Raw genomic sequence first — 22440 nt, 5'->3', positions numbered from 1 at the left:
CGTGGCTACTCCCCGGCTTCGGTGAACGGTCGGGTGAGTTCGTCTGCGTGGTCGCTCTGGTCGCCCTGGTCGGCCAGGCGCCGCCGCCGCCACGCAAGCAGCAGCGCCATCCCGCCCGCCGCGACGCCCAGCCCGGCGCCGATCGGGAGCACCACCGTCAGCCCGGTGTGCGCCAGAGCGCGGAGCCGCGCCGCTTCCGCCGCCTCGCGGGCCGCCTTCAGGTCGAGGTAACGCTTCAGCAGCTGCTGGGCATCCGGAATCCCGTCGCCGTTCAGGTCTTCGGTGCCCGTCGCGCAGGTGGTGTCGCCGCAGATGAGCACGGAGATCCACTGGGGAACGCCGTGTGGATTCAGCGTTTCGAGGCCGTCGGTGCAGGTCTTCGACCCGCAGATGACCTCGGAGATGTAGTCGGGGATTCCGTTGCCATCCGCATCGGCGGTGGGGTCGGCGCAGGTGATGGTTCCGCAGGCGGTCACTTCGACCCAGTCGGGGATGCCGTCGCCGTCGGAGTCCTCGGCGCCCGTCGCGCAGGTGGCGGTGCCGCAGAGCTGGCGTTCGAGCTGGTCGGCGATGCGGTCGGTGTCGGCGTCGCAGTGTGCGGCACTGGATGTCGCGGGGCAGGGTGTCGGTGCGGACTCAGACGCGGAAGCCGTCGCCGTCACGGCCAGCGCTGACGAAGTGGGCGAGCCGATCATCCAGAGCATGACGAGCGTGGCCACGGCCACCAGCGCTGCCGCCCGTCGCCGAACTGCAGTGAAACTCGGCATGCTGTGCGGCCCCATCTCCGGGCACGCGATGAGCCCTCGACAGCACCAGCGCTACCGTGACCGACACCCTAGGGTATTAATGATATAATCTCATAATCACGTCGACAGCAAACTGAGTGGGCCACGTCAAGTGCACCGCAACAACTTCGCTGGAGTTGAGTTGGTCGTTTGGTCAGAGGGCACTGTGTGGTTGCGAGGATGGGGGCACGGGGCCAGTCTGGCAGCAAGAGAAAGAAGACCCTGTGCGTTCGAGTGAACCGATGCCCGGCAATCCGTGGCCGCGTGACATGGTCATCTCGATCGACGAGAACGATGCCCTGCTGGTGAGGCTCCTGTTCGTGCGGGCGGCCTGGGGGCTGGGTGCGAACGGTGTTCCCGCGGTGGTGGGGCTGGGTGAGGTTGGTACAGGCGCCGGCAGAGTCATCGGCTCATCGCGCCTGCCGCCGGATGTCGGCTTCGCGAAGGCCGACTACCTCTGGCGCGACGAGTGGGAGCGCAGCTGGGAGCGGTTCGATGTGCGGGATCGCCGTGTTCGGCCGATGGATGCCCGGCAGCGCGAAGTGCTCGACGCGACTCCTGACGCGGACCTGGGCGCGGCCTACCTCATCGGGCCGTCCCGGTTCTGGAGCGAGGGCATCGACGAGGAGGCATTCGACCGCTGGAACCACGGGCTGTTCGAGCGCACGATCCAAGGGCACCGGACGCCGCTGGAGGAGAGTCCCGAGCGGCGGGCGCTGCCGGCGCTCGTCTCGGCGTGGAAGACCGGGCTGACGAACATCCTGCAGCTTCCGTTTGCGGGGGACTTCGCGGAGCGGATCAACGCCAACTACCTCGTGGTGTCGGAGGAGACCCGGCTCGACGCGGCTCTCTACTCACGGGCGCTCGCTCTCCCGTCGATCACCTGAGGGGCGGCTGTGGCGCGGTGACGACGGGCTGCTCGTAACCTTGAGGGGTACGTGACGAAACGAGGCGACAGAAGCATGACCGACACATCCACCCTGCTGGTGCGACCCGCGGAGACGCACGAGTACGCAACCGTGGGCGAGCTGACGGCGCGCGCGTTCGCTGCGGGGCCCTACGGGCACCTGCCGAAGAGCGCCGAGCGGAACACGTTCGAACGCGACGCGGGAGCCCGCGCCGCCGGGGGCGCGCTGCTTGTCGCCGTGACGGCGGAGGGTGAGATCGTCGGGTCGTCGACGCTGATGCGCGCGAATTCACCGTTTGCGCGGGTCGCTGAAGCCGGCGAGGCCGAGATCCGGCTGCTGTCGGTCGACCCCGACCGCCAGGGGTCGGGGGCAGGCGTGGCGTTGGTGGCGGCATCCATCGAGGAGGCCCGGCGCTGGGGGGCGCGGGCCGTCGTGCTCGACACGGGGTCGCTGAACGTGCGCGCCCAGCGGCTCTACGAGCGGTCGGGGTTCACACGGATCGTCGATCGCTCGCCCGCTGGCGGGGTGGGTGCGGGTGTGGAGGCGTTCGTCTACACGTACGGTCTCGACGGCGCGGCGGGGACTCCCGACACGGACGCGGCTCCGTTTGCGTCCGCGGGCGGGCCTGCGTCGCAGTCTCCCACCGCGTCGCCGGTGCGGGATGCCGCGCCCACCCCCGCGCGGGACGTGCAGTCTTCCGCGGAGATTCCGGTGCAGGATGCCGCGCCCACCCCCGCGCGGGACGTGCAGTCTTCCGCGGAGATTCCGGTGCAGGACGCCGCACCCACCCACATGCGGGACGTGCAGTCTTCCGCCGAGATTCCCGGGCAGGATGCCGCGCCCACCCACGTGCAGGACGTGTCGGCGTGAGCGGGCAGGCGTCGCTCGGGGCCCAGACGACGGAGCTCCTGCAGGCGCTCATCCAGAACGCGTGCGTGAACGACGGGACGCCGGATTCGGGCCAGGAGATGCGCGCGGTCGAGACGCTGCAGAGCTTCTTCGAGGGGTCGGGGCTCGAGGGCGTCGTCGTCGAGCCGCATCCGGGGCGGGCCTCGCTGATCGTGCGGATCGAGGGCACTGATCCGTCCGCGCCTTCGCTCGCGCTGGTCGGGCATACCGACGTCGTTCCCGTCGAGGCGGCGGGCTGGGAGCGGGATCCGTTCGCGGGGGAGATCGTCGACGGGTGGCTCTGGGGTCGCGGGGCGATCGACATGCTCGACCTGACGGCGTCGTACGCGGTCGTGATGCGTGCGCTCGCGACCGGCGGTGCCGGTGGTGCTGCCGGGGCTTTCCGCCCTCGCGGCGACCTCATCTTCGCGGCCGTCGCCGACGAGGAGGCCGGATCGGGTCTCGGCGTCGACTGGCTCACGAAGAACCGCCTGGACTTGATCGACGCCGACTGTGTGCTCACCGAGTCGGGTGGGGCGCCGACGGGGGCGAAGCCGAGTATCAGCGTGATGATCGGCGAGAAGGGTCTGGCGGGCCGGGTGCTGCGGGTGACGGGGCGTCCGGGCCACGGATCCGCGCCCTACGGTGCCCGCAACGCTGCCGTCATCGCGGCCGAGGCCGTCACCCGCATCGCCGCCTTCCGGGCGCCGACCGTCATCTCGCCGCTCTGGCGTCAGTTCGTGGACGCGCTTGCCGCCGATGGGGTCACCCACGGGAGGCTTGTCGATCCACTGCACTTCTTCGAGGGACTACCGGGTGTGGGGGCGCTCGCCGGGTACGCACACGCTTCGACGCACACGACGATCTCCCCGAACATCCTGCAGGCGGGGGAGAAGGAGAACGTGATTCCGGGTTCGGGGCGAATCGTGCTCGACATCCGGATACTGCCGGATGTCAGGCCCGCCGACGTGGAGGGTTACCTTCGTGAGGCCCTCGGCGACCTGATGGAGGACATCGTGATCGAGGGCGACCAGTTCGGCGAGTCTACGGTGTCGCCGACGGATACGCCCCTGTACGGCGCGCTCCAGAATGCGGTGCGGCGGGTCTACCCGGGCGGCGAACTGCTGCCGATGCTGGGGGTCGGCGGATCCGACGGGCGGTTCTACCGGCGCCGGGGCGTTCCGGCGTACGGATTCGGGCTGCTGAGCGAGCGGTGGGACTACGGCACGTTCCGCCAGCTGTTCCACGGCAACAACGAGCGCATCGACCTCGAGTCGCTCGAGCTCACGGTGTCGGCGCTCGATCACGTGGTGCGGGAGTTCCACGGCTGAGCGGCGAGCTCGCCGGGACGCGCCCGGCTGACCGCCGGCCCGGGTGCTGGCCTCCGACACGCGTGTCTCGCGCCGAACGCGCGACGCAGCCCCATCCAGAGGACGCAAAGTGCTGGAATACCGCGACGATGGAGCACTTAGCGTCCTCTGGATGGGGTGGATGGCGGGTAGGTTGGCGGGCGCACGAGGCGAAGAGAGAGTCGCACGCGCCGAAAGATGTGTCGAGCATCGGATGATCCTGGCGAGACCATGCGCGCTCACAGCGATCCGCAATACGCTGGACGGGGCGTGGGAACGCGGGAATAGAACGCCGCCCGCGCCCGTTGACTCGAGTATCGATGCATGCGCATAGAAAAGAGAGCATCATGCAGTTCGGAATCTTCAGTGTCAGTGATGTGACGACCGACCCGACGACCAAGACGACCCCCAGCGAGCAGACGCGCATCAAGGACATCGTCACGATCGCACAGAAGGTCGAAGAGGTCGGCCTCGACGTGTTCGCCATCGGCGAGCACCACAACCCGCCCTTCTTCTCGTCGAGCCCCACGACCACGCTTGCCTACGTTGCCGCCAAGACCGACAAACTGCTGCTGAGCACGAGCACCACCCTCATCACCACGAACGACCCGGTGAAGATCGCGGAAGACTACGCGATGCTGCAGCACCTCGCCGACGGCCGCGTCGACCTCATGATGGGCCGTGGCAACACCGGCCCCGTGTACCCCTGGTTCGGCCAGGACATCCGCCAGGGCATCCCGCTCGCCATCGAGAACTACGCTCTCCTCCACCGCCTCTGGCGCGAGGACTACGTCAACTGGGAGGGCAAGTTCCGCACGCCGCTGCAGGGCTTCCAGTCCACGCCGCGCCCGCTCGATGGAGTGCCTCCCTTCGTGTGGCATGGCAGCATCCGTTCGCCGGAAATCGCCGAACAGGCTGCCTACTACGGCGACGGATTCTTTGCGAACAACATCTTCTGGCCCAAAGAGCACTACATGCAGCTCATCGGGTACTACCGCAGCCGCTTCGAGCACTACGGCCACGGCACCGCCGAGCAGGCGATCGTCGGCCTCGGCGGCCAGGCGTTCATGGCGAAGAACTCGCAGGATGCTGTCAATCAGTTCCGTCCGTACTTCGACAACGCGCCGGTCTACGGGCACGGCCCCTCGCTCGAAGATTTCACCGAGCAGACCCCGCTCACCGTCGGCAGCCCGCAGCAGGTCATCGACCGCTACGCCGGCATGCGCGAACACTTCGGCGACTACCAGCGCCAGCTGTTCCTGATGGATCACGCCGGACTGCCGCTGAAGACCGTGCTCGAGCAGCTCGACTTCCTCGGAGAGGAGGTTGTGCCCGTGCTGCGGCGCGAGCTCTCGGTGAACCGGCCCGCCGGCATCTCCGACGGACCCACCCACGCGTCGCTGGTCGCCGCACGCGATGCGGCCGAGGTGGCTGCTGCCGCGTCGTTGGTTGCTTCGGCTGATTCGTCGTCGGCTTCGGCGGTCGATGCTCTCGCGACATCCGGCTCCGGCTCCTCCTCCGACCGGAGCTAGACCGAGGGGACAGATGGAGAACACACCCGTCCCGATCGACCTCGCCACCTGGCCGCGGCGCGAGCACTTCGTGTACTACCGCGAGCAGGTGCCGTGCTCGTGGTCGATGACGGTGGAAGTCGATGTGACCGCCTTCGTCGAAGTTCTGCGCGCGTCCGGCCGCAAGACGTACATCGCACAGCTCTGGGCGCTCGCCAGCATCGTCAACCGGCACGACGAGTTTCGCATGGCGCTGACACCGGATGGCGATCCGGCAACGTGGCCCGCGCTGCATCCATCGTTCACCGTGTTCAACCCCGGGCTCGAGATCTTCGCAGTGCTGTGGGCGGCATACGACCCCGACTTCGGCGCGTTCCACGACGCTGTGGCCGCCCTGCTGCAGGAACACCGGACCGCGAACAGCCTCTTCCCGCGGGGCGAGCCACCGGCCGACGTCTTCGACGTGTCAAGCCTGCCGCGCACGTCTTTCAGTGCGCTGCACATCCAGACGCGGGGCGGCGTCGACCACCTGCTGCCGATCTTCACGCTCGGACGTTACGTCGAGCGGGACGACCGCACATTCCTGCCGCTCGCGCTGCAGGTGAACCATGCCGCGATCGACGGGTTCCACGCCTCGCGGTTCGTCTCCGAGTTCGAGGCGCTGCTGGCCGATCCGGGGTGGCTCTGACGAGCGGGTGACGCGCCCGGCGCCCGCCACCCGCACCCGCACCCGCGTCAGGGCGCCAGCGGGTCGACCGCCTCCGCTTTCGCGAGCGGGCGCTGCGTGGGAGCCTCCGGCTTCCCGGCGTCGGCGGGGGTGACCGGCGCCGTCGAATCGGTCGGGGCGCCGGGGCCCGGTTGCCAGACTTTCGCGCTGGATCGCGCGCCCGCATTCGCCGCAACGTACTGCCGGGTGCCCGCTTCGGTCTTGTCTTTCGTCGTCTCGACCACGATCGGGTTGTCTTGTGCGTAGTCGTCCTTGCGGATGCCCGTCACCTGCCAGGAGACCTCGATCTTCGGCTTGTCGGTCTTGATCGAAAAGCGGTTGCCGTCGACCTTCTGGGAGACGATGGCCTGCGCGAAGGTGCCGATCACCGTCAACTGGTAGCGGAAGTCCCGATTGAGTGCAGAGAAGTACGACGGCAGGTCGATGGTGGCGTTCCCGCTGCCATCCGTCGTCACGTTGCCGTTGTAGACGTTCATCATGTCGGGTGACTCGACGAAGGAGTGGCTGAGCCACTTGTTGTCGGGGTCGAGAGGATGGTCGATCCTGAACGACCCGGCGGCCTTCGAGAGCGTCCCGTTGACGTGGGCGTTCCCCTGCGCGAAGACAGCGTACGCGGGGGCCGTGGCTTTTGCGAAGATGGCGTAGTTGCCGTCGGCCGCGGCCGTCGACTCGGCGTAGAGAGCGAAGGTCGGTGCCTGCGCCCAGACGCCCACGTAGTTCGAGTCGCCTCGCACCCCCGCGGTTCGTCCATTGACGCCGTGCACACCATACTGCCCGCCACCCCCGTAGACCGCGTTGCCGTTCGGGTCGGCCGAGTAGCCGCTCACACCGGTGGGGCCGCTGCCGTAGACGCCGGTCGAGCTGCCCTTGCCCTCCACACCGGTCGCCCCCTCGCCGTGGACACCGCTTGTGGTACCGCTGGCGTAGACGCCGACGGGTCCCGAGGCATACAACCCGTAGGAGCTGCCGTTGAGGTATCCGCCGTAGGTGCCGTCTGTGCCGATGAGGCCGTAGCTGGTGCCCCTGGCCCACACCCCCGTGTACGAACCCTTGCCGAAGACACCGACATTGCCGCTCGATTCGCCCCAGACCCCGTACCCGTTCGACGAGAGTCCGTAGACGCCGTAGCCGCCGGATGCCGTACCGACGACTCCACGACCGGCCGAAGTCGTGCTGGTGCAGGTGCCCTTCAGCCCGACCGTGCTGCTGACCGCGTCGAGCCTCGCCTGCGGATCGGTGACCCCGAGGCCGAGCCGGCCCACCGACGTCAACCGCATCTTCTCTGTGACGCCTGTCGCGACGCTGACTTTCGTCTTGAAGACGAGGTTGGCTCCGCTGTTCGTCGGGCCGAGGAAGTTCGTACTGGCGACGGTGCTGTTTCCGCCGAGCATCCATGCCGTCGTACCGGGTGCGGCGACGGCCGGCGCCGCGGATGTCGCGGCCGTGCCTGCGGCGACACCGGCGGCTCCCGCGGCGGCCGTGGCGAAGAGCATCCGGCGGGGGAACCGCCTTTCGAACGAGGTCGACTCCGACTCCGTGCCTTCGGTACTGGTGTGACGGTTCTCTGACATGACGCACTCCTTTGAACGTAAGGTCTTTCACGAATTGATGGGGCCAGATTACTGCTCCCGGGGCGGCTACGCTGGGGATGTGACGGAACCCGGGGGCGGAGCGAACTGGCGAACGCGCGTGACCTCGCTCTCGGGCAAGGTGCCGACGAAGTGGCTGGTCACGGCGGTCGTTGCGCTGTTCCTTGCGGGGTCGGCGGCGTTCGGCGGGCTGAACGCGGTGGCGGCGGATGCCCTTCCGGAGGTTCAGGCCGGTTCGGCCTACAGCGGGGCTCAGCTCCGCATCACGGTTTCGAGGGCCGTGCTCATCGATGGGTTCCCCGAGCAGAACATCACGCCAGACGACGGAAAACGCCTGTTCGTCGTGATTGCGACGGTGGAGAACGTCTGGGACCGGCCGGTCACGACCTACGACAACATCGGCGCGGCAGACAATCTGCGGCCGGTCGGGGTGGAGGGCATCCAGTCGGATACCCCGCCCGACGACGTCGTCGTGATCAGCGATGGTACGAAGGCGCCGCGACTGCAACCGCGCGTTCCGATCGAGCTCGCCTACGTCTGGCAGGTCGCGGACACCGCGACGGTCGGCCCGGGTGACGTGCGGGTCGACATCTACGACAAGGTGTACGCGGCGGGCGGGTTCGTCACCTTCGGCGCCCGGTACGAGGATCCGTACCTGGCGGCATTCGCGACGGTTCCGCTGAAGGATGTGGGCGCAGGCGCGAACACGGACCAGAGTGCGAACACGGACCAGGGCGCGAACACGGGCCCGGCTGCGAGTCCGACCCCGACCGCGGAGCCGACATCGTGAGCGGCGAGACCCCGGCCGCACGTGAGGGTGCTGGCGCGACATCCGGTGCCGAGACCCTCGCCGCAGAAGGCGCCACCACACCCGCCAAGCCTCGCACCCCGCCCTGGCGGCATGTGCTGAACGGTGCCCTGCTCGTCGTCTTCCTCGTCGTCGCCGGCATCGTGCTGCACACCGCGCCCACCGAGGAGCAGTGGCAGGCCGCCATCCCCGTGACCGGCCCGGTCGGCCAGACGCTGACGGGACGCAACATCCAGGCGACCGTCACCGACGTGCGGGTCGCCGACGCGGTGACCGCGAGCAACGGATGGTCGGGGGAGACCTCGGGCGTCTGGGTGGTCGTGGATGCCCGTGTCGAGGCCGTGCTCACCGACTACGGGGTCAGCCTCGGCACCGCGCAACTGAAGATCGGCGACACGCTCTACGGAGCATCCGAACGCCCGGACCAGGCCACCATCGAGGGTGCGGTGCTGAGCGTCGGGCTGCCGCAGACCGGGCCGCTGATGTTCGAGGTTCCGGAGGATGCGGTGGCGGGGGACGACGCCCGCGGGGCCGAGATCCAGCTGGCGGCGAACGACGATCCGCGCACCGATTCGATGGTCGTGGTTCCGATCGACCTGGCCGCCCTGCCACGCGAGGCCTCCGTCACCACTGACAAGCCGGTCTGGGGCATCGGATGACCGGGGGCTGGCTGCGCCGGAACGCGATCGCCCTCGTCGCCGTCGTGGTGCTCGTGCCGGCGACGCTCGGCGTGACGTTCTCGAACGAATGGGTGCGGTACTACTCGAGCAGGCCGAGCCAGCCCGTGGTCGTCGACTCCGGCGCGGAGGCCGACTTCGCCGGTACCGGCTGGCGGGTCGACAGCACCCGGCGCATCGCGTCCACGAGCCCGGAGGGGGAGGCCGCGCGCCTGCCTGCCGGCAGCGACCTCGTGGTCGTCACGGTCGACGTCACCCCGCGCGAGCTCGACGAGAACGGCGCGTCGCCCTACTGCGAGCTGCGCCTCGAGGAACAGGGCGGCGGCGAGCTGGCCCGGAACTGGGGCGATGCCGCCTTCGACCCGATCGACTATGAGGGTGCGGAGGGCGTGGAGTCCGGATGCACGACCGACCTCACTTCGCCATACCAGCTCGAGGCGCTGTTCGTGATCCCGAGCACGGTCGACAGCGCACTCGCAATGCACCTCGAGGTGGGCGACCAACTGCCGCGGTACCTCTCGCTCAGGCTGTAGGGGTGCCCGCGGCATCCGGAGCGGACGTGCCCGCAGGCTGCGCCGCGGCCGTGCCAGCCGCCGCCGTGCCCGCGGCAGCCGTGCCCGCGGCATCCGCCGCAGCCGCCACCTCGCGCCGCTCGCCGAGCGCGACCAGGCAGAAGTTGTAGGCCGCCGCCACGAGGCAGAGCCGCAGCGGTTCGACGATGACATCGACGACGAAGCTGAGCAGCTGGTCGAAGTTCATCCACCACGAGTTGAGGTCGTGCGGGCCGATGAGCCGCACGCCCGCGAGGTCGAGCCAGGCGGTGGCGCTCTGGAGCACGGTGTACGCGAGGATGAAGATCCCCATGGGCACGACTCCTGCGCGCCAGATGAGCAGCAGGGCATCCGCGAAGGGGCGCCAGCGGCCGGCCCAGTCCGAGCCGAGATCCTTCAGGCGGGAACTGACGAACGTCGGGAGGGCGTCGAAACGCTGCCGGGCCGTCTCGTAGGCGCGGAGGCGCGGCTCCCTCAGACGGAACCGCGGGGCCACGAGCGCCCGCCCGTAGACGATGCCGGCGAGGGTGAGCCAGGCGAGCGGCAGCAGCACCAGTCCGCCGGTCTCGTTGATCGCCCACTGCACAGCGGCGTAGATCGTCTCGAAGGGCGAGAAGAATCCGACGATGCTCTGCCGCAGATCGTCGAGCCAGCGCATCGCCTGGCGGTCGGCGAGCCAGGTCTGGAAGTCCTGCTGGTAGGTCGTGATGAGGAAGAGCGTCAGGTAGACCCAGACGGCTTCGAGGTAGACGGCGACCAGGTTCGTCCAGCGCGGGAGCCTGTCGCTGTAGCGCTTGATGAGGAAGCGGCCGGCGAACGCGACGACGATCGCGCCGATCGAGTACGGGCTGACCTCGATCGCGAGCACACCTCCGGAGTGCGCGCCGTCGAAGAAGTTGATGTTCTTCAGGGCCGCCTGAGCGTACTGCTGGGTGTCGTCGGCGAGCAGCTGCCAGGCGGCGTAGAACGCGAAGAACGGGAGGATGGTCACCAGCAGGATGTCGTACAGGCGCGTTCGCGGGCCGGATGCTCGGCCGCTCGTGGTGCGGTCGACCGCGTCCTCGCCGCGCTCGCGGAGGCTCACGAAGCCGGGGAGCGCCGGCCGGAGCGTCAGGAACATGGCGATGTAGCTGCCGAGGCGGGCCAGGATGGCGAGCGGCATGATCATCAGGCCGACGAGGGCGCTGGTGGCCCCGAAGAACGCGGCGAGCTCGATCAGCAGGTACCGCGCGAGCCAGCCCGCGAGGTACCACGCCAGCAGCTGCGGCCAGCGGGCCGCCACGAGCTGGAGTGTGCGGGACAGGATCGAGAACACCTGCTCAGCGTAGCGCCGCGCCGCTCCGCTCCGCTCGCGCTCTTCTCCTCCCCAACTGCGTGATTGGCGCCTGTGTACACAGTTCACCGTGGCGGCCTGCTCTGCTACCGAGATCGTGCGGGATCGGTCCGGAGAGCTGACCATCGGTGATGAGAGGGACGACGAAGCGTTTCTGCGCCTCGTCGGCTGTGATGATCACGACGGTGCTGGCTTCGAAGGCGCGAGGCCGGCGCTGATTCCGGCAGCGAAACCCTCCGACTGCCTGGCCGAGCTCGGATGGACCGAGGCCGTATGTGCCACGACTGGTCGGATCGCACCTCTGGCGGTTCTGGTGGGAGTGATGGTTGACCAACTAGAGTTGGTCAACATGACCGAGATGCTGAATGTGCAGGATGCCAAGACACGACTGTCGGAGATCCTGAGCCGGGTGGAGCGCGGGGAGGAATTCATCCTGGCCCGTGGCGGAAAGCCCATCGCGACGCTGCGGCCGGTCGAGCCTGCGCCCCGACGGGAGCTCGGATTTGCCCCGGGTCCGCCCTTGCCCGAGTCGTTCTGGGAGCCGATGACCGAAGAAGAGCTCGCCGAGTGGGGGGCGTGATGCGCCTTTTGCTCGACACCCATGCGGCATATTGGGCGATCCGAGAACCAGACCGGATCCCTTTCGCGGCACGAGAACTGCTCGCAGACATCAAGAACGCGGTCTTGGTGTCGGCCGTCACGCCGTTGGAGCTCGGGATCAAGTTCCGAAAGGGCCACTTTCCGGAAGCGGGGCCGTTCCTCGCCGCCTTGCCGCACCATCTGGAGACGTTGAGGGCGACCGAGTTGCCGGTCACGACCGAGCATGCGCTGGTGACCGCCCAACTCGACTGGGCGCACCGCGATCCGTTCGACCGGATGCTCGCCGCCCAGGCGATCGTCGAGAACGCTGTGCTCGTGACCGCTGATCGCGCCTTCGCCGAGCTCGGCGGTCTGCGGGTGGTGTGGGGCTGAGCCCCGCCGAGCCGCGCTGAGTTGAGACGCGCTGCGGCCGGGGTGGCACAGAACGCAATCGGCGGCCCCAGCCGGATCCGGCGCAGATAGCGCGGAGGATCGGGCTGTGGCCGCCGATTCGGTGACGGGAGGGACGCGGTTACTCGAAGGGGAGTGCCGAATCCATCAGTTTCGAGCGGATCAGGAACCGCACGCCCTCCGGCGCCTCCACCGAGAATCCGCTGCCGCGACCCTTCACCACGTCGATCGTGAGGTGGGTGTGGCTCCAGTATGCGAACTGCTCGGCCGACATCCAGAAGTCGATCGGTTGCGAGGCGCCACCGGCCGGGGCGATGTCGAGCACTCCGAGGAGCACGTCGGCGTCGGAGGTGATGAAGTCCCCGGCCGGGTAGCACATCGGGGAACTGCCGTCGCAGCATCCACCCGACTGGTGGAACATCAGCGGGCCGTACTGCTCCCACAGCTTTCGCAGAAGCGAGACGCTGACATCGGCCAGCGCGACGCGCGACTGCGTCTCATGCGGGAGCGTCACCGCGGCATCGACAGGCATCGGCGGTTTAGAAGAAGCCGAGGGCGTTGTCGCTGTACGACACCAGCAGGTTCTTGGTCTGCTGGTAGTGGTCGAGCGCGAGCTTGTTGTTCTCCCGTCCGATGCCCGAGCTCTTGTACCCACCGAACGCGGCACCGGCGGGGTAGGCGTGGTAGTTGTTGATCCACACCCGGCCGGCCTGGATGTCGCGGCCCGCCCGGTAGGCGGTCGTGCCGTTCCGCGACCAGACGCCAGCACCGAGGCCGTAGAGCGTGTCATTCGCGATGGAGATCGCGTCGTCGTAGTCGTCGAACGAGGTCACAGCGACGACCGGGCCGAAGATCTCCTCCTGGAAGATGCGCATCTTGTTGTGGCCTTCGAAGATGGTGGGCTGCACGTAGTAGCCCTCCGACAGGTCCCCGCCGAGGTCGGCGCGCTCGCCGCCGAGACGGAGTTTTGCGCCCTCCTGCTTGCCGATGTCGAGGTAGCTGAGGATCTTCTCGAGTTGGTCGTTCGACGCCTGCGCACCGACCTGGGTGTCGGTGTCGAGCGGGTTGCCCTGCACGGCCTTGGCGGTGCGGGCGGTCACAGTGTCGAGGAACGAGTCGTAGATCGGCTTCTGGATGAGCGCGCGGCTCGGGCAGGTGCAGACCTCGCCCTGGTTGAAGGCGAAGAGCGTGAAACCCTCCTGCGCCTTGTCGTAGAACGCATCATCCTGATCGGCGACATCCGAGAAGAAGATGTTCGGCGACTTGCCGCCGAGCTCCAGCGTGACGGGGATGAGGTTCGCCGAAGCGTACTGCGAGATGAGGCGGCCCGTGCTGGTCTCACCGGTGAAGGCGATCTTGCGGATGCGCGGGCTCGACGCGAGCGGCTTGCCGGCTTCGACGCCGAAGCCGTTGACGACGTTGATCACCCCGGGCGGCAGGATGTCGCCGATGAGCTCCATGAGCACGAGGATCGACACCGGGGTCTGCTCAGCAGGCTTCAGCACCACCGTGTTGCCGGCCGCGATCGCGGGGGCGAGCTTCCAGACGGCCATCAGGATGGGGAAGTTCCACGGGATGATCTGGCCCACGACACCGAGCGGCTCGTGGAACTGGTACGCGACGGTGTCGTTGTCGAGCTCGGCGTGGTCGCCGTCCTGCGCGCGGATGGCGGCGGCGAAATAGCGGAAGTGGTCCGACGCGAGCGGCAGGTCGGCGTTCAGCGGTTCGCGGATCGGCTTGCCGTTGTCCCACGTCTCGGCGACCGCAAGCAGTTCGAGGTTCGCGTCGATGACGTCGGCGATCTTGTTGAGCACGGCGGCGCGGTCGGCGGGGGAGGTCTTGCCCCAGGCGGGCGCGGCGCTGTGCGCGGCATCCAGAGCCTTCTCGATGTCTTCGGCGGTGCCGCGGGCGACCTCGGCGAACGGTTTGCCGTTCACGGGGGAGATGTCCTCGAAGTACTGGCCCTTGACGGGTTTGGTCCACTCGCCGCAGATCCAGTGCTCGTAGCGTGGTTTGAATGTGACTTTCGCGTCCGGTGTTCCGGGGGCTGCGTAGATCGTCATTTCGGTGATCCTTCGACGTCGTTGTCTTCTCAGGAGGCACGGATGCGTCCTCCGAGCCTGACGTTACGCAGGGGAAGGTTGCGGGCAGGTTGCGAAAGATTGCGAGCAGCCGCGGTCGCTCAGGGCCCCGCGAGTTCCGCCTCGATGTGCTCGATCCGCGAGACCACGGATGCCCGTTTCGGCGAATGCGCGGGCAGGCGTCTCAGGCAGGCCAGCCAGACGTCGCGGTCATAGGCGCACTCGTCGGAGCGGGCGTAGCCCAGCAGAACGTCGGCCGAGGCATCCGTCAGCAGCGACTCGCGCACGTTGGCGCTCACCTCGCGCCGGATCTCGACGACACCGGGTGCCTTCGACCCCGCGAGCACCTCGCCCGCGTACGCACCGAGGGCCACGCGGTGGGCGCCGCGCTCGAGGAAGGCCAGCACGCGGTGCGCGTCGAGCTCGAACGGCACCGGCAGGCGGTAGGGCCGCGAGAGCGGCTCGAGGGAAGGGTCGAGGTCGACGAGCACCGCCCGGAGGCGCACCATCTCGGCCCGGAGCGTGGCAACCGAGTTGTCGGCGATATAGAGCTTCTGGGCGAGTTGCTCGGCCGACAGCCCGTGCCGGTTCCAGGCGAGCAGGGTCAGGATCTCGGAGTGCCGCGCGCTCAACTCGATGCTGCGACCGCCGAAGTCGAGCCGTGCGACCTCCCGGCCGAGCACACTGAGGAGCGGGGCATCCGTCACCCGCTGCTGCACGGGAGAGGGGGCGGCGGGCCGCGGTGTGCGGTGCGACCGCGCGGGCGTCAGCTGGTGGATGCGCAGCTCCGCTTCAGCGGCAGCCACCGCAGCTTCGAGCAGGGGCAGGGTGACGGGGGAGACGGCATCGTCGCCGCCGGTGATGTCGATGACGCCGAGCACATCGCCCGAGGACGGGTCGTGCACCGGCACCGCTGTGCAGCTCCACGGGTGCACGATACGGTTGAAGTGCTCCGCCCCGCCGATCTGGATGCTGTGGTCGAGCGCCAGCGCGGTGCCGGGCGCGCTCGTGCCGACGACCCGCTCCGACCAGTTGGCACCCTCGACAAAGGCCATGCCCTCGGCGCGGCGACGGAGGTCGCGGTCGCCATCGATCCAGAGCAGCCGGCCGGCCTGGTCGCCGATCGCGACAATGAGGCCGCGTTCGAAGGTGTGCGCGATCAGCAGGCGGTGGATGACCGGCAGCACCAGCGCGAGCGGGTGCTCACTGCGATACTGGCGGAGCGCCTCGTCGTCGAGGTCGAACGCGGGGGCCAGGCGGTCGGGGTCGAGGTTCGACTGGAGCGACCGCTGCCAGGACTCCTCGACGAGGCGGCGCACGCCGGCTACGTGCGAGAGCCCGGTGCCGACGATCACGTCGTGCGCCCGCTCGGTGAGGCCGCGTGTGTCGGGATAACCGCTGCCGGCCACTGTGCTCCGATCGTCGCTGATCTGCCCGGGTGGGGAGGTTCTCAGAATACGCGCAACACACGGGCCGCGCCTGAGAAAACGGCAGGCCGCGCTGCCAGTAGGGTTTTCGCATGATCATCAGGCTTTTCGACATCGACACCGCCACGGCCCTGTCGCAGATCCTGCCGATCATCCTGCTCGCCCTGATGGTGGAACTTCGGCGGACCAAGATCCACAAGCGCGGCAACAACCAGCGGCGCACGCGCACCCTGATGGGGGTGTTCTTCATCGTCTTCGCGCTAATCGAGACGGTGCTCGTGTTGTCGATCGACGGCAGGGTCTACCCGTTCCAGCTGAGCGACCTGTTGGCAGCGCTGATCATCTTCGCGCTGCTGATCATGCTGTTCGTGCTGACGTTCCTGCCGGAGTTCGAGGAGGACCGTCGGCGACGCCACCACCAGGAGCCGGACGCCGAATCGGCCGACAAGACGGAGGAAGGTCTGGACGGCTTGTGACGGCGGGGGCGATCACTTCTCAGGGATCGTTCCGGTGGTGATGACGGGCGACGCGGGCTGATCACTGCACAGCACGACCATGAGATTGCCCACCATCGTGGCCGTGGCCCTGCTGTCGAGTTCCACGATGTTCTGCTCCCTGAGCTCAGTGAGTGCCATTCCGACCATGCCGACGGCACCCTCGACGATGCGTTTCCGAGCAGCGACGACGGCATTCGCCTGTTGGCGACGAAGCATCGCCTGGGCGATCTCCGCTGCGTATGCGAGGTGGCTGATGCGCACCTCGATGATCTCCACGCCGGCGAGGGACACCCGCACCGCCACCTCGTGCGCCAGTTCATCGGCCACCTGGTCGGTCGATCCGCGGAGTGAGGTGCCGCCTGATTCCGAGCCGTCGTAAGGGTGCGTGGTGGCGATGTGGCGAAGAGCCGACTCTGCCTGAACCGACACGAAGTCGACGTAGTTGTCGACGGCGTAGGTCGCCTTCGACGTGTCGGCCACCTGCCACACGACGATCGCCGCGATTTCGACTGGACTCCCGTCTGCGTCGTTGACTTTGAGGCGGCTGGTCTCGAAGTTACGCACGCGAACGCTCACGTTCCGCCGCGTCGATAGGGGCACGACGACAGAGAGGCCCGTTCGTCGCACCGTGCCGATGTAGCGACCGAAGAACTGGACGACCTTGGTCTGGCCCGGCTGCACGACGACGAAGGACGTGGCGACCAGAAGGATTCCGGCAACGAGCAGGAAGACGAAACCTTCCGCCGCCCTGGTGAACAGGGTCAGGATGATCATCCCCACCAAAAGCAGAAGAGCGCACAGAGCCAACCCGGCGCCGCCCGGAAGAGATGCAGCGGTGGATTCGGTGATGTCGACCCGCACGCCATCGTGACCGACGGGGACCGGCTCCTCTGTCGTGGACCGGGGCACTTTCGCCATAGGACACCTCTCGCAGCTCAGCAGAAAATGAGAGATTATCATGAGCGGGCGGTCAGCGCACGCGATGAGGCCGGCGACGTCACCGTCAGGGAGCCGGTCAACCCGATGATGCAGACGACGCGGACGGGCTCTAACCCGCAGTGGCCACGCGTCCGTCGGAGCGCAGTCGGGCATCCGGCATCGCAGCCGCAGCGGCGACGGTGGCGACGGCGCACACCAGCACCGCGACGAAGGCGGCACCGGAGGCCACCGCGACCGTGGCCGGATCGCTCTCGCCCCCCGGGTGCCCGGCGTAGATGCCGTTCGCGATGGCACCGAACACGGCCACCCCGACCGCGCTGCCGATCGAACGGGCGAAGAAGTTGGTGCCGGTGACCACGCCGCGCTCCTCCCAGGGAACGCTCGACTGGGCGGCGATGAGGGAGGGTGTGGCGACGAGGCCGAGGCCGAGGCCGATCACGAAACAGCTGGCAGCGACGACGAGGAGGTCGGGTCGCCCGGCGGTGAACGAGAGGCTGAGCGCTCCGAGAACGGCCAGCACCATTCCGATCAGGATGGTGCGCTTGAACCCGATCCGGAGATACAGGCGGCCCGACTGCGAGGCGGCGAGCGGCCAGCCCAGCGTGATCGCGGCGACGGCGAGGCCCGAGACGAGCGGAGTGATGTGCAGGGCGCCCTCGAGGAAGGTCGGCACGAAGGAGGTCACACCGAGGAGGATCGCCCCGACCCCGAGCGAGATCAGGGTGGTGGTCAGGAGCAGTCGGCGGGAGAAAACCCAGAGCGGCAGCACGGGCTCCGCTGCGTGCCGCTCGACGAAGACGAACACGACGAGCATCAGCCCGCCGAAGGCGAAGGCGCCGATGCTCGCGGGGGAGTCCCACGCCCAGGCTTCCCCGCCTTCGAGCACGGCGAGGATGAGGGCGCTGAGCGCCACGGTGAGAACGGCTGAGCCCGCGTAGTCGATGCGGTGCTTCGTCTTCTCGATCTTCTCGTGGAAGTGGGTCACGATCATCCACCCCGCAACAATGCAGAGCGGGATGTTGACGAAGAAGATCCAGCGCCAGGACAGGAACTCGGAGAACAGCCCGCCGAGCAGGGGTCCGGCCACCGAGGCGATGGCCCAGACGCTCGCGAGATAGCCCTGCACCTTGGCGCGCTCCTCCACGGTGTAGATGTCGCCGGCGATGGTGACGGCGATCGGCTGGACCGCCCCTGCACCGAGGCCCTGGATGACGCGGAACACGATGAGCGCCGGCATGCTCCAGGCCAGGCCGCAGAGGATCGAGCCGAGAAGGAACAGGCCGATGCCGAACAGGATCAGCGGCTTCCGACCCAGCGTGTCGCTGAGTTTCGCGTAGACCGGCACCGAGACCGCCTGGGCGAGCAGGTAGATCGAGAACAGCCAGGGGAACTGCGAGAAGTCCCCGAGATCACCGACGATCGAGGGCACGGAGGTGGCGAGGATGGTCGCGTCGATCGCGACCAGGCCGGTGGCGAGCATCAGCGCGACGAGGAGCGGCCCCCGTTCGGAGCGGAAACCGACGCCGTGCCTGTGCGGGTTCGTGCCCGGTTCGCTCTTCGTGCTCATGAGTACCTCAAGTATGGGGCGCTGTCGGATATTTCCTTGCCGTCACACAACTTCGCCCGGCGGCCGGGCTACAGGGTAACCGACGGGCGCCGGGTTCGCAGGCCCCGGCCGGGCCGGCGCTCCGGGAAGTACGCTCGAAGTATGACGACGTCGAAGACCCTCCTCATTCTCGGTGCCAGCGGTGACCTCACCGAACGACTCCTGCTGCCGGGCCTCGGCAGCCTGGTGGGCGGGGGAGTGGAAGCCGACCGCGACCTGATCTCGGGTCTTCGCATCATCGGTTCCGGCCGGTCGGAGCGGAGCCGCGACGAGTGGCAGAAGACGGTGAAGACGGCATTCGACGGGGTCGAGGCGAAGGGTGCCACGGCGCGGGCCCTCATCGAGTCCGCCGAGTACGTGGTCGGTGATCCGACGTCGAAGGATGATCTCATGAGCATCCTCGGGAGCGTCGAGGGTTCGCTGGTGATCTACTTCGCCCTGCCTCCCGCGATCGTCTCGAAGGTCATCCAGACGATGGCTTCGGTCGACCTGCCCGACGGGACGGTGTTCGCCCTCGAGAAGCCCTTCGGGTCGGACTCGCGGAGTGCCGCCACGCTCAACCGGCACCTGCTGAAACTGGTGCCCGAGGAGCAGATCCACCGGGTCGACCACTTCCTCGGCATGTCGACGGTGCTCAACATCCTGGGCCTCCGGTTCGTGAACCGGCTCGTCGAGCCGATCTGGAACAACCAGAACGTCGAGAAGGTCGAGATCATCTACGACGAAGACCTGGGGCTGGAGGGGCGTGCCGGGTACTACGACACGTCGGGTGCCCTGATCGACATGCTGCAGTCGCACCTGCTGCAGGTGCTGTCGATCGTGGCGATGGAGGCGCCGACGCGGGTCGATCCCGTCGACTTCCGGGCGGCGACGGCGGCGGTGCTGCGGGCGACCTCGGTCTGGTCGGGCGCGCCGATGCTGCCGGGAACGGATGCCGTCAGCCGCCGGGCGCGCTACGGGGCCGGCACCGTGGGAACGCGGAAGATGCCGGCCTACGCATCGGAGGAGGGCGTGGATCCCTCGCGGGAGACCGAGACGCTCGCCGAGATGGTGGTCGAGGTGAACACCCGGCGCTGGTCGGGGGTTCCGTTCGTGCTGCGGTCGGGCAAGGCGATCGGTGAGCCGGTGAAGCAGGTCGTGCTGACGCTGAAGCCGGTCGGTTTCGTGCCGTCGGGCCTGACCGGGTCGGCGTCGCCGGAGCGGATCGTCGTCGGGCTGCGCCCGCCGACCCTCACCTTCGAGCTGACGTTGAACGGTGACGGGGATCCGTTCAGCCTCGCGCGCCACGACCTGGCGACGACCCTCGAGCCCTCGCCGCTGACGGCCTACGGCGAAGTGATGCGCGGTGTTCTGGGCAACGACCCGACCCTCTCGATCCGGGGCGACGTCGCCGAGACGTGCTGGCGGATCGTCGCACCGGTGGTGAACGCTTGGAAGCGCGGCGACGTGCCCCTCGAGGAGTACCCGGCCGGCTCGCAGGGCCCGCACGGCTGGTCGCGCGACGTGACGGAGTAGCCCGCCTCAGAGGCGCCGCTCAGAATTGCACGGAGCGGTCGCCGGCCAGGGTAGCCTCGCGTCCTCCCAGGATCTGAGGGACCCGTGATCGCGCTCTGACGAGTCGTTCTGCTTCCGGTGCGACTGCCGCAAGGAGCGTGAGTAGTAGAGCATGATCGAAGTACAGATCTCGCCCAATGACGGGCTCGTGGTGTGCGACCCGATTTCGGAGTTTCCTCAGACGTTCCAAGCCTGAGTGCACCTCCGCTCGGCGGCCGGGGAAGTCGCGGAAGACGTCTGAGAGCGATGGTTGCCACAGATTCGCGTGGTACTTGTTTGCGACGAGACCCGTTCAGAATCCCAGTGTCAGTTCGGCAATGACCTGCCCAGCGACAGGTGCTTTCTTATGTCGTGTCCGAAGAACCCCTGTCACGGAGTCGACTCGGCGACGATCCTCCTTGGTCAGTGGCGCCAACTGCCACCAATCGGCTTGCCCAAAATGCTCGCGCAGTGCTCGGCACATGGCATTCCGAGTTGCCACTTCCAGGATATGGAAGCTACCCCAGAGGCTTCCGGATGCCTCGACGTTCCAGGCATAGAGCCGCGAAGCGCGTAGTGCGTCTCCGCGGCATGCAAGGAGATAGGTTGCGAAGCGTTCTGGTCCGAGAGTGGCCTCGATGTTGTCGACGGTACTCACGAAACTCGTTCCGGTTGCATCTGGATTATGAGGTTTGCTAAGCTTGAGAGGTAAGCCCCGGACGAAACGTGAAAGCGTTGGCGCGCCGGGGCAATTTTTTTTGCCACTCCGGCAGTATATGATTAAATATCATCTTATGGATGCCTGCGTGAATGCCACAGTGAGCCCCGGACGGAATGAGAAAGTGTTGGCGCGCCGGGGGCACTTCTGGACTCGACGTGCCGACGTAGACTTTCGGGGTGAAGTCGATCCTCGGGCACAGTGACCGGCGTCAGGAGCTGAAGGGGCGCGGTCAGATTGCGCGGGGGCGGCGCGGGGCTGCGGGGGCCGCTGCGGTGGCGGCCGCGATGGCGGTGCTGCTCGCCGGGTGCACGGCGGGAGGGTCAGGCGCGACGGCGACGAGTGCGGCGACCGCGGCTGCGGTGGTCGGCGTGGCGACGGCAGCCGACGTGCCGGTGGGAGCGGCCGCCGCGCTGCAGTTCCCGGAGGTGGGGGCGGGAGCGGTGGGGATCGCTGCGCCCGACGGGAGTGTGCGCGTACTCGGACAGGGCGGCGACACCGGCACGCGGCCGATCGCGAGCATCACGAAGGTGATCACGGCGCTCGTGGTGCTGGGCGAGCATCCGTTGGCCGACGGCGCCGACCAGGGCCCGACGATCACGCTCGGCCAAGCCGACCTCGATGTCACCGAGGAGGTCGAGGCCGAGGACCAGTTCACCGAACCCATGTACTCCGGCCAGCAGGTGACCCTGCACGATGCGCTCGCCATCACCCTGCTGACCAGCGCGAACAACTACGCGGAGTCCGTGGCGCGCTGGGCGTTCGGGTCCGAAGACGCCTACCTGGCCGCGGCCCGCGCGTGGCTGGCCGCGAACGGTCTCACCCAGACGACGCTCGCCGATGCGAGCGGGCTGGACCCGGGCAGCGCCAGCTCGACGGCCGACCTCCTGCACGTGGCGGCGCTCGCGCACGCGAACCCGGCGCTCGTCGCGATCGCCGGCATGCCGACCTACGACCAGCCCGATCTCGGCACGATCGCGAACCAGAACATCCTGCTCGGCGAAGACGGGGTCGACGGGCTGAAGACCGGGTCGACGAGCTACGCCGGCTTCACCCTGCTGACCTCGGCGGTCGTGCCGGTGGGCGCCCAGCCGGTGACGCTGGTGGCGGTGGTGCTGGCGACGCCGTCACTGGATGCGCGCTTCGCATCGACCCGCGCGCTGCTCGCCAGCGCCCGGGCGGGTCTCGCCCAGGTGCAGCTCGCGGAGGCGGGGCAGGTGTTCGGCACCTACACGCTCTCCGACGGGCGGGTGGTCGACGCGGTGGCGACGGCCCCCCTGTCAGCGGTCGTGTTCGGCGACGAGGCGGTGACGTCGACGGTGGCTCTGGATGACCTGCCCTCCGACACCGTGGCAGCAGCATCGGCGGGTTCGACGGGCGCGCGTGCCACGTCGGGCGCGTCCGTCGGGCAGGCGACGGTCGGGCAGGCGACCTTCGTGGTCGGCGGCGCGACACTGACGGCGCCGCTGTCTCTCGCCGCCGCCGGCTGACGCTGCTCCGCCAGCCGCATCAGCGCCGCATCG

21 protein-coding genes are annotated in these 22440 nt (G+C 68.2%); 13 read left to right on the top strand and 8 right to left on the bottom strand.

Annotated elements, in window-relative coordinates; translation table 11 throughout:
• Positions 1-5: 5 nt before the first annotated feature.
• The gene (locus FB464_RS07295) at positions 6-767 is read right to left on the bottom strand and encodes a hypothetical protein (RefSeq protein ID WP_142206640.1); all 762 of its coding nucleotides are present in this window, start codon (positions 765-767) and stop codon (positions 6-8) included.
• A 260-nt stretch (positions 768-1027) separates the two neighbouring features.
• On the opposite strand from FB464_RS07295, the gene FB464_RS07290 reads away from it, so the two are divergent.
• The 5 genes from FB464_RS07290 to FB464_RS07270 all read left to right on the top strand — a co-directional run bounded on the left by FB464_RS07290 (position 1028) and on the right by FB464_RS07270 (position 6129).
• On the top strand, positions 1028-1672 hold the full coding sequence (locus FB464_RS07290) for a hypothetical protein (protein WP_142206639.1): 645 nt from the start codon (positions 1028-1030) through the stop codon (positions 1670-1672).
• 75 nt (positions 1673-1747) lie between these two features.
• On the top strand, positions 1748-2563 hold the full coding sequence (locus FB464_RS07285; RefSeq protein WP_116414449.1) for a GNAT family N-acetyltransferase: 816 nt from the start codon (positions 1748-1750) through the stop codon (positions 2561-2563).
• A complete protein-coding gene (locus FB464_RS07280; protein WP_211327355.1) occupies positions 2560-3912 on the top strand; it encodes a M20/M25/M40 family metallo-hydrolase in 1353 nt (450 codons plus the stop codon). Before FB464_RS07285 ends, FB464_RS07280 begins: the two co-directional genes overlap by 4 nt.
• 365 nt (positions 3913-4277) lie before the next feature.
• Positions 4278-5462 carry an LLM class flavin-dependent oxidoreductase gene (locus FB464_RS07275; RefSeq protein WP_116414450.1) on the top strand — a complete coding sequence of 395 codons (1185 nt, stop codon included), beginning with the start codon at positions 4278-4280 and terminating at the stop codon, positions 5460-5462.
• Positions 5463-5475: 13 nt separating this feature from the next.
• Positions 5476-6129, top strand: a complete 654-nt coding sequence (locus tag FB464_RS07270; protein WP_116414451.1) for a CatA-like O-acetyltransferase — start codon at positions 5476-5478, stop codon at positions 6127-6129.
• A gap of 47 nt (positions 6130-6176) precedes the next feature.
• Here FB464_RS07270 and FB464_RS07265 read toward each other — a convergent pair whose 3' ends face one another.
• Positions 6177-7739, bottom strand: coding sequence for an autotransporter outer membrane beta-barrel domain-containing protein (locus FB464_RS07265; protein WP_116414452.1), 1563 nt, complete (start codon positions 7737-7739; stop codon positions 6177-6179).
• Between the two features lie 79 nt (positions 7740-7818).
• Between FB464_RS07265 and FB464_RS07260 the strand changes: the two genes are divergently transcribed.
• Genes FB464_RS07260 through FB464_RS07250 form a run of 3 tightly spaced genes read left to right on the top strand, consistent with a single transcriptional unit; the run spans position 7819 to position 9775 of the window.
• Positions 7819-8547 (top strand): hypothetical protein, encoded by a 729-nt coding sequence (locus FB464_RS07260; protein ID WP_142206638.1) that lies wholly within the window; start codon positions 7819-7821, stop codon positions 8545-8547.
• Entirely contained in the window at positions 8544-9224 is a 681-nt protein-coding gene (locus tag FB464_RS07255; protein ID WP_116414454.1) for a hypothetical protein, read from the top strand. Before FB464_RS07260 ends, FB464_RS07255 begins: the two co-directional genes overlap by 4 nt.
• Positions 9221-9775, top strand: coding sequence for a hypothetical protein (locus FB464_RS07250; protein ID WP_116414455.1), 555 nt, complete (start codon positions 9221-9223; stop codon positions 9773-9775). Before FB464_RS07255 ends, FB464_RS07250 begins: the two co-directional genes overlap by 4 nt.
• On the opposite strand, the gene FB464_RS07245 is transcribed toward FB464_RS07250, so the two are convergent.
• Positions 9765-11108 carry a hypothetical protein gene (locus FB464_RS07245; RefSeq protein ID WP_116414456.1) on the bottom strand — a complete coding sequence of 448 codons (1344 nt, stop codon included), beginning with the start codon at positions 11106-11108 and terminating at the stop codon, positions 9765-9767. The two genes, FB464_RS07250 and FB464_RS07245, sit on opposite strands and share 11 nt — an antisense overlap.
• Before the next feature lie 88 nt (positions 11109-11196).
• On the opposite strand from FB464_RS07245, the gene FB464_RS20180 reads away from it, so the two are divergent.
• Positions 11197-11706 carry a type II toxin-antitoxin system Phd/YefM family antitoxin gene (locus FB464_RS20180; RefSeq protein WP_246092962.1) on the top strand — a complete coding sequence of 170 codons (510 nt, stop codon included), beginning with the start codon at positions 11197-11199 and terminating at the stop codon, positions 11704-11706.
• Positions 11706-12098, top strand: coding sequence for a type II toxin-antitoxin system VapC family toxin (locus tag FB464_RS07235; protein ID WP_211327464.1), 393 nt, complete (start codon positions 11706-11708; stop codon positions 12096-12098). Before FB464_RS20180 ends, FB464_RS07235 begins: the two co-directional genes overlap by 1 nt.
• A gap of 139 nt (positions 12099-12237) precedes the next feature.
• Here the strand turns inward: FB464_RS07235 and FB464_RS07230 are convergent, their stop codons facing one another.
• The 3 genes from FB464_RS07230 to FB464_RS07220 form a co-directional block, all read right to left on the bottom strand.
• A complete protein-coding gene (locus tag FB464_RS07230; RefSeq protein WP_116414457.1) occupies positions 12238-12648 on the bottom strand; it encodes a DUF779 domain-containing protein in 411 nt (136 codons plus the stop codon).
• A gap of 7 nt (positions 12649-12655) precedes the next feature.
• Entirely contained in the window at positions 12656-14179 is a 1524-nt protein-coding gene (gene exaC / locus FB464_RS07225) for an acetaldehyde dehydrogenase ExaC (RefSeq protein ID WP_116414458.1), read from the bottom strand.
• 119 nt (positions 14180-14298) lie between these two features.
• Positions 14299-15606 (bottom strand): helix-turn-helix domain-containing protein, encoded by a 1308-nt coding sequence (locus FB464_RS07220; protein WP_116414459.1) that lies wholly within the window; start codon positions 15604-15606, stop codon positions 14299-14301.
• Between the two features lie 110 nt (positions 15607-15716).
• On the opposite strand from FB464_RS07220, the gene FB464_RS07215 reads away from it, so the two are divergent.
• Positions 15717-16100: a hypothetical protein gene (locus tag FB464_RS07215; RefSeq protein WP_211327356.1), complete on the top strand. Its 384-nt coding sequence runs from the start codon at positions 15717-15719 to the stop codon at positions 16098-16100.
• A gap of 12 nt (positions 16101-16112) precedes the next feature.
• On the opposite strand, the gene FB464_RS07210 is transcribed toward FB464_RS07215, so the two are convergent.
• Together FB464_RS07210 and FB464_RS07205 are read right to left on the bottom strand one after the other, a co-directional pair.
• Positions 16113-17039 carry an SPFH domain-containing protein gene (locus tag FB464_RS07210; RefSeq protein WP_116414460.1) on the bottom strand — a complete coding sequence of 309 codons (927 nt, stop codon included), beginning with the start codon at positions 17037-17039 and terminating at the stop codon, positions 16113-16115.
• A 130-nt stretch (positions 17040-17169) separates the two neighbouring features.
• Positions 17170-18627 (bottom strand): MDR family MFS transporter, encoded by a 1458-nt coding sequence (locus tag FB464_RS07205; protein WP_116414461.1) that lies wholly within the window; start codon positions 18625-18627, stop codon positions 17170-17172.
• Positions 18628-18768: 141 nt separating this feature from the next.
• On the opposite strand from FB464_RS07205, the gene FB464_RS07200 reads away from it, so the two are divergent.
• A complete protein-coding gene (locus FB464_RS07200) occupies positions 18769-20181 on the top strand; it encodes a glucose-6-phosphate dehydrogenase (RefSeq protein ID WP_116414462.1) in 1413 nt (470 codons plus the stop codon).
• A 915-nt stretch (positions 20182-21096) separates the two neighbouring features.
• The gene (locus FB464_RS07195; RefSeq protein WP_142206637.1) at positions 21097-22407 is read left to right on the top strand and encodes a D-alanyl-D-alanine carboxypeptidase family protein; all 1311 of its coding nucleotides are present in this window, start codon (positions 21097-21099) and stop codon (positions 22405-22407) included.
• Positions 22408-22440: the final 33 nt, after the last annotated feature.

The organism is Subtercola boreus (assembly GCF_006716115.1).
Lineage (GTDB): Bacteria > Actinomycetota > Actinomycetes > Actinomycetales > Microbacteriaceae > Subtercola > Subtercola boreus.
Note: the sequence above shows the minus strand (reverse complement) of the source record. Positions and strands in the feature narration are given on the sequence as shown.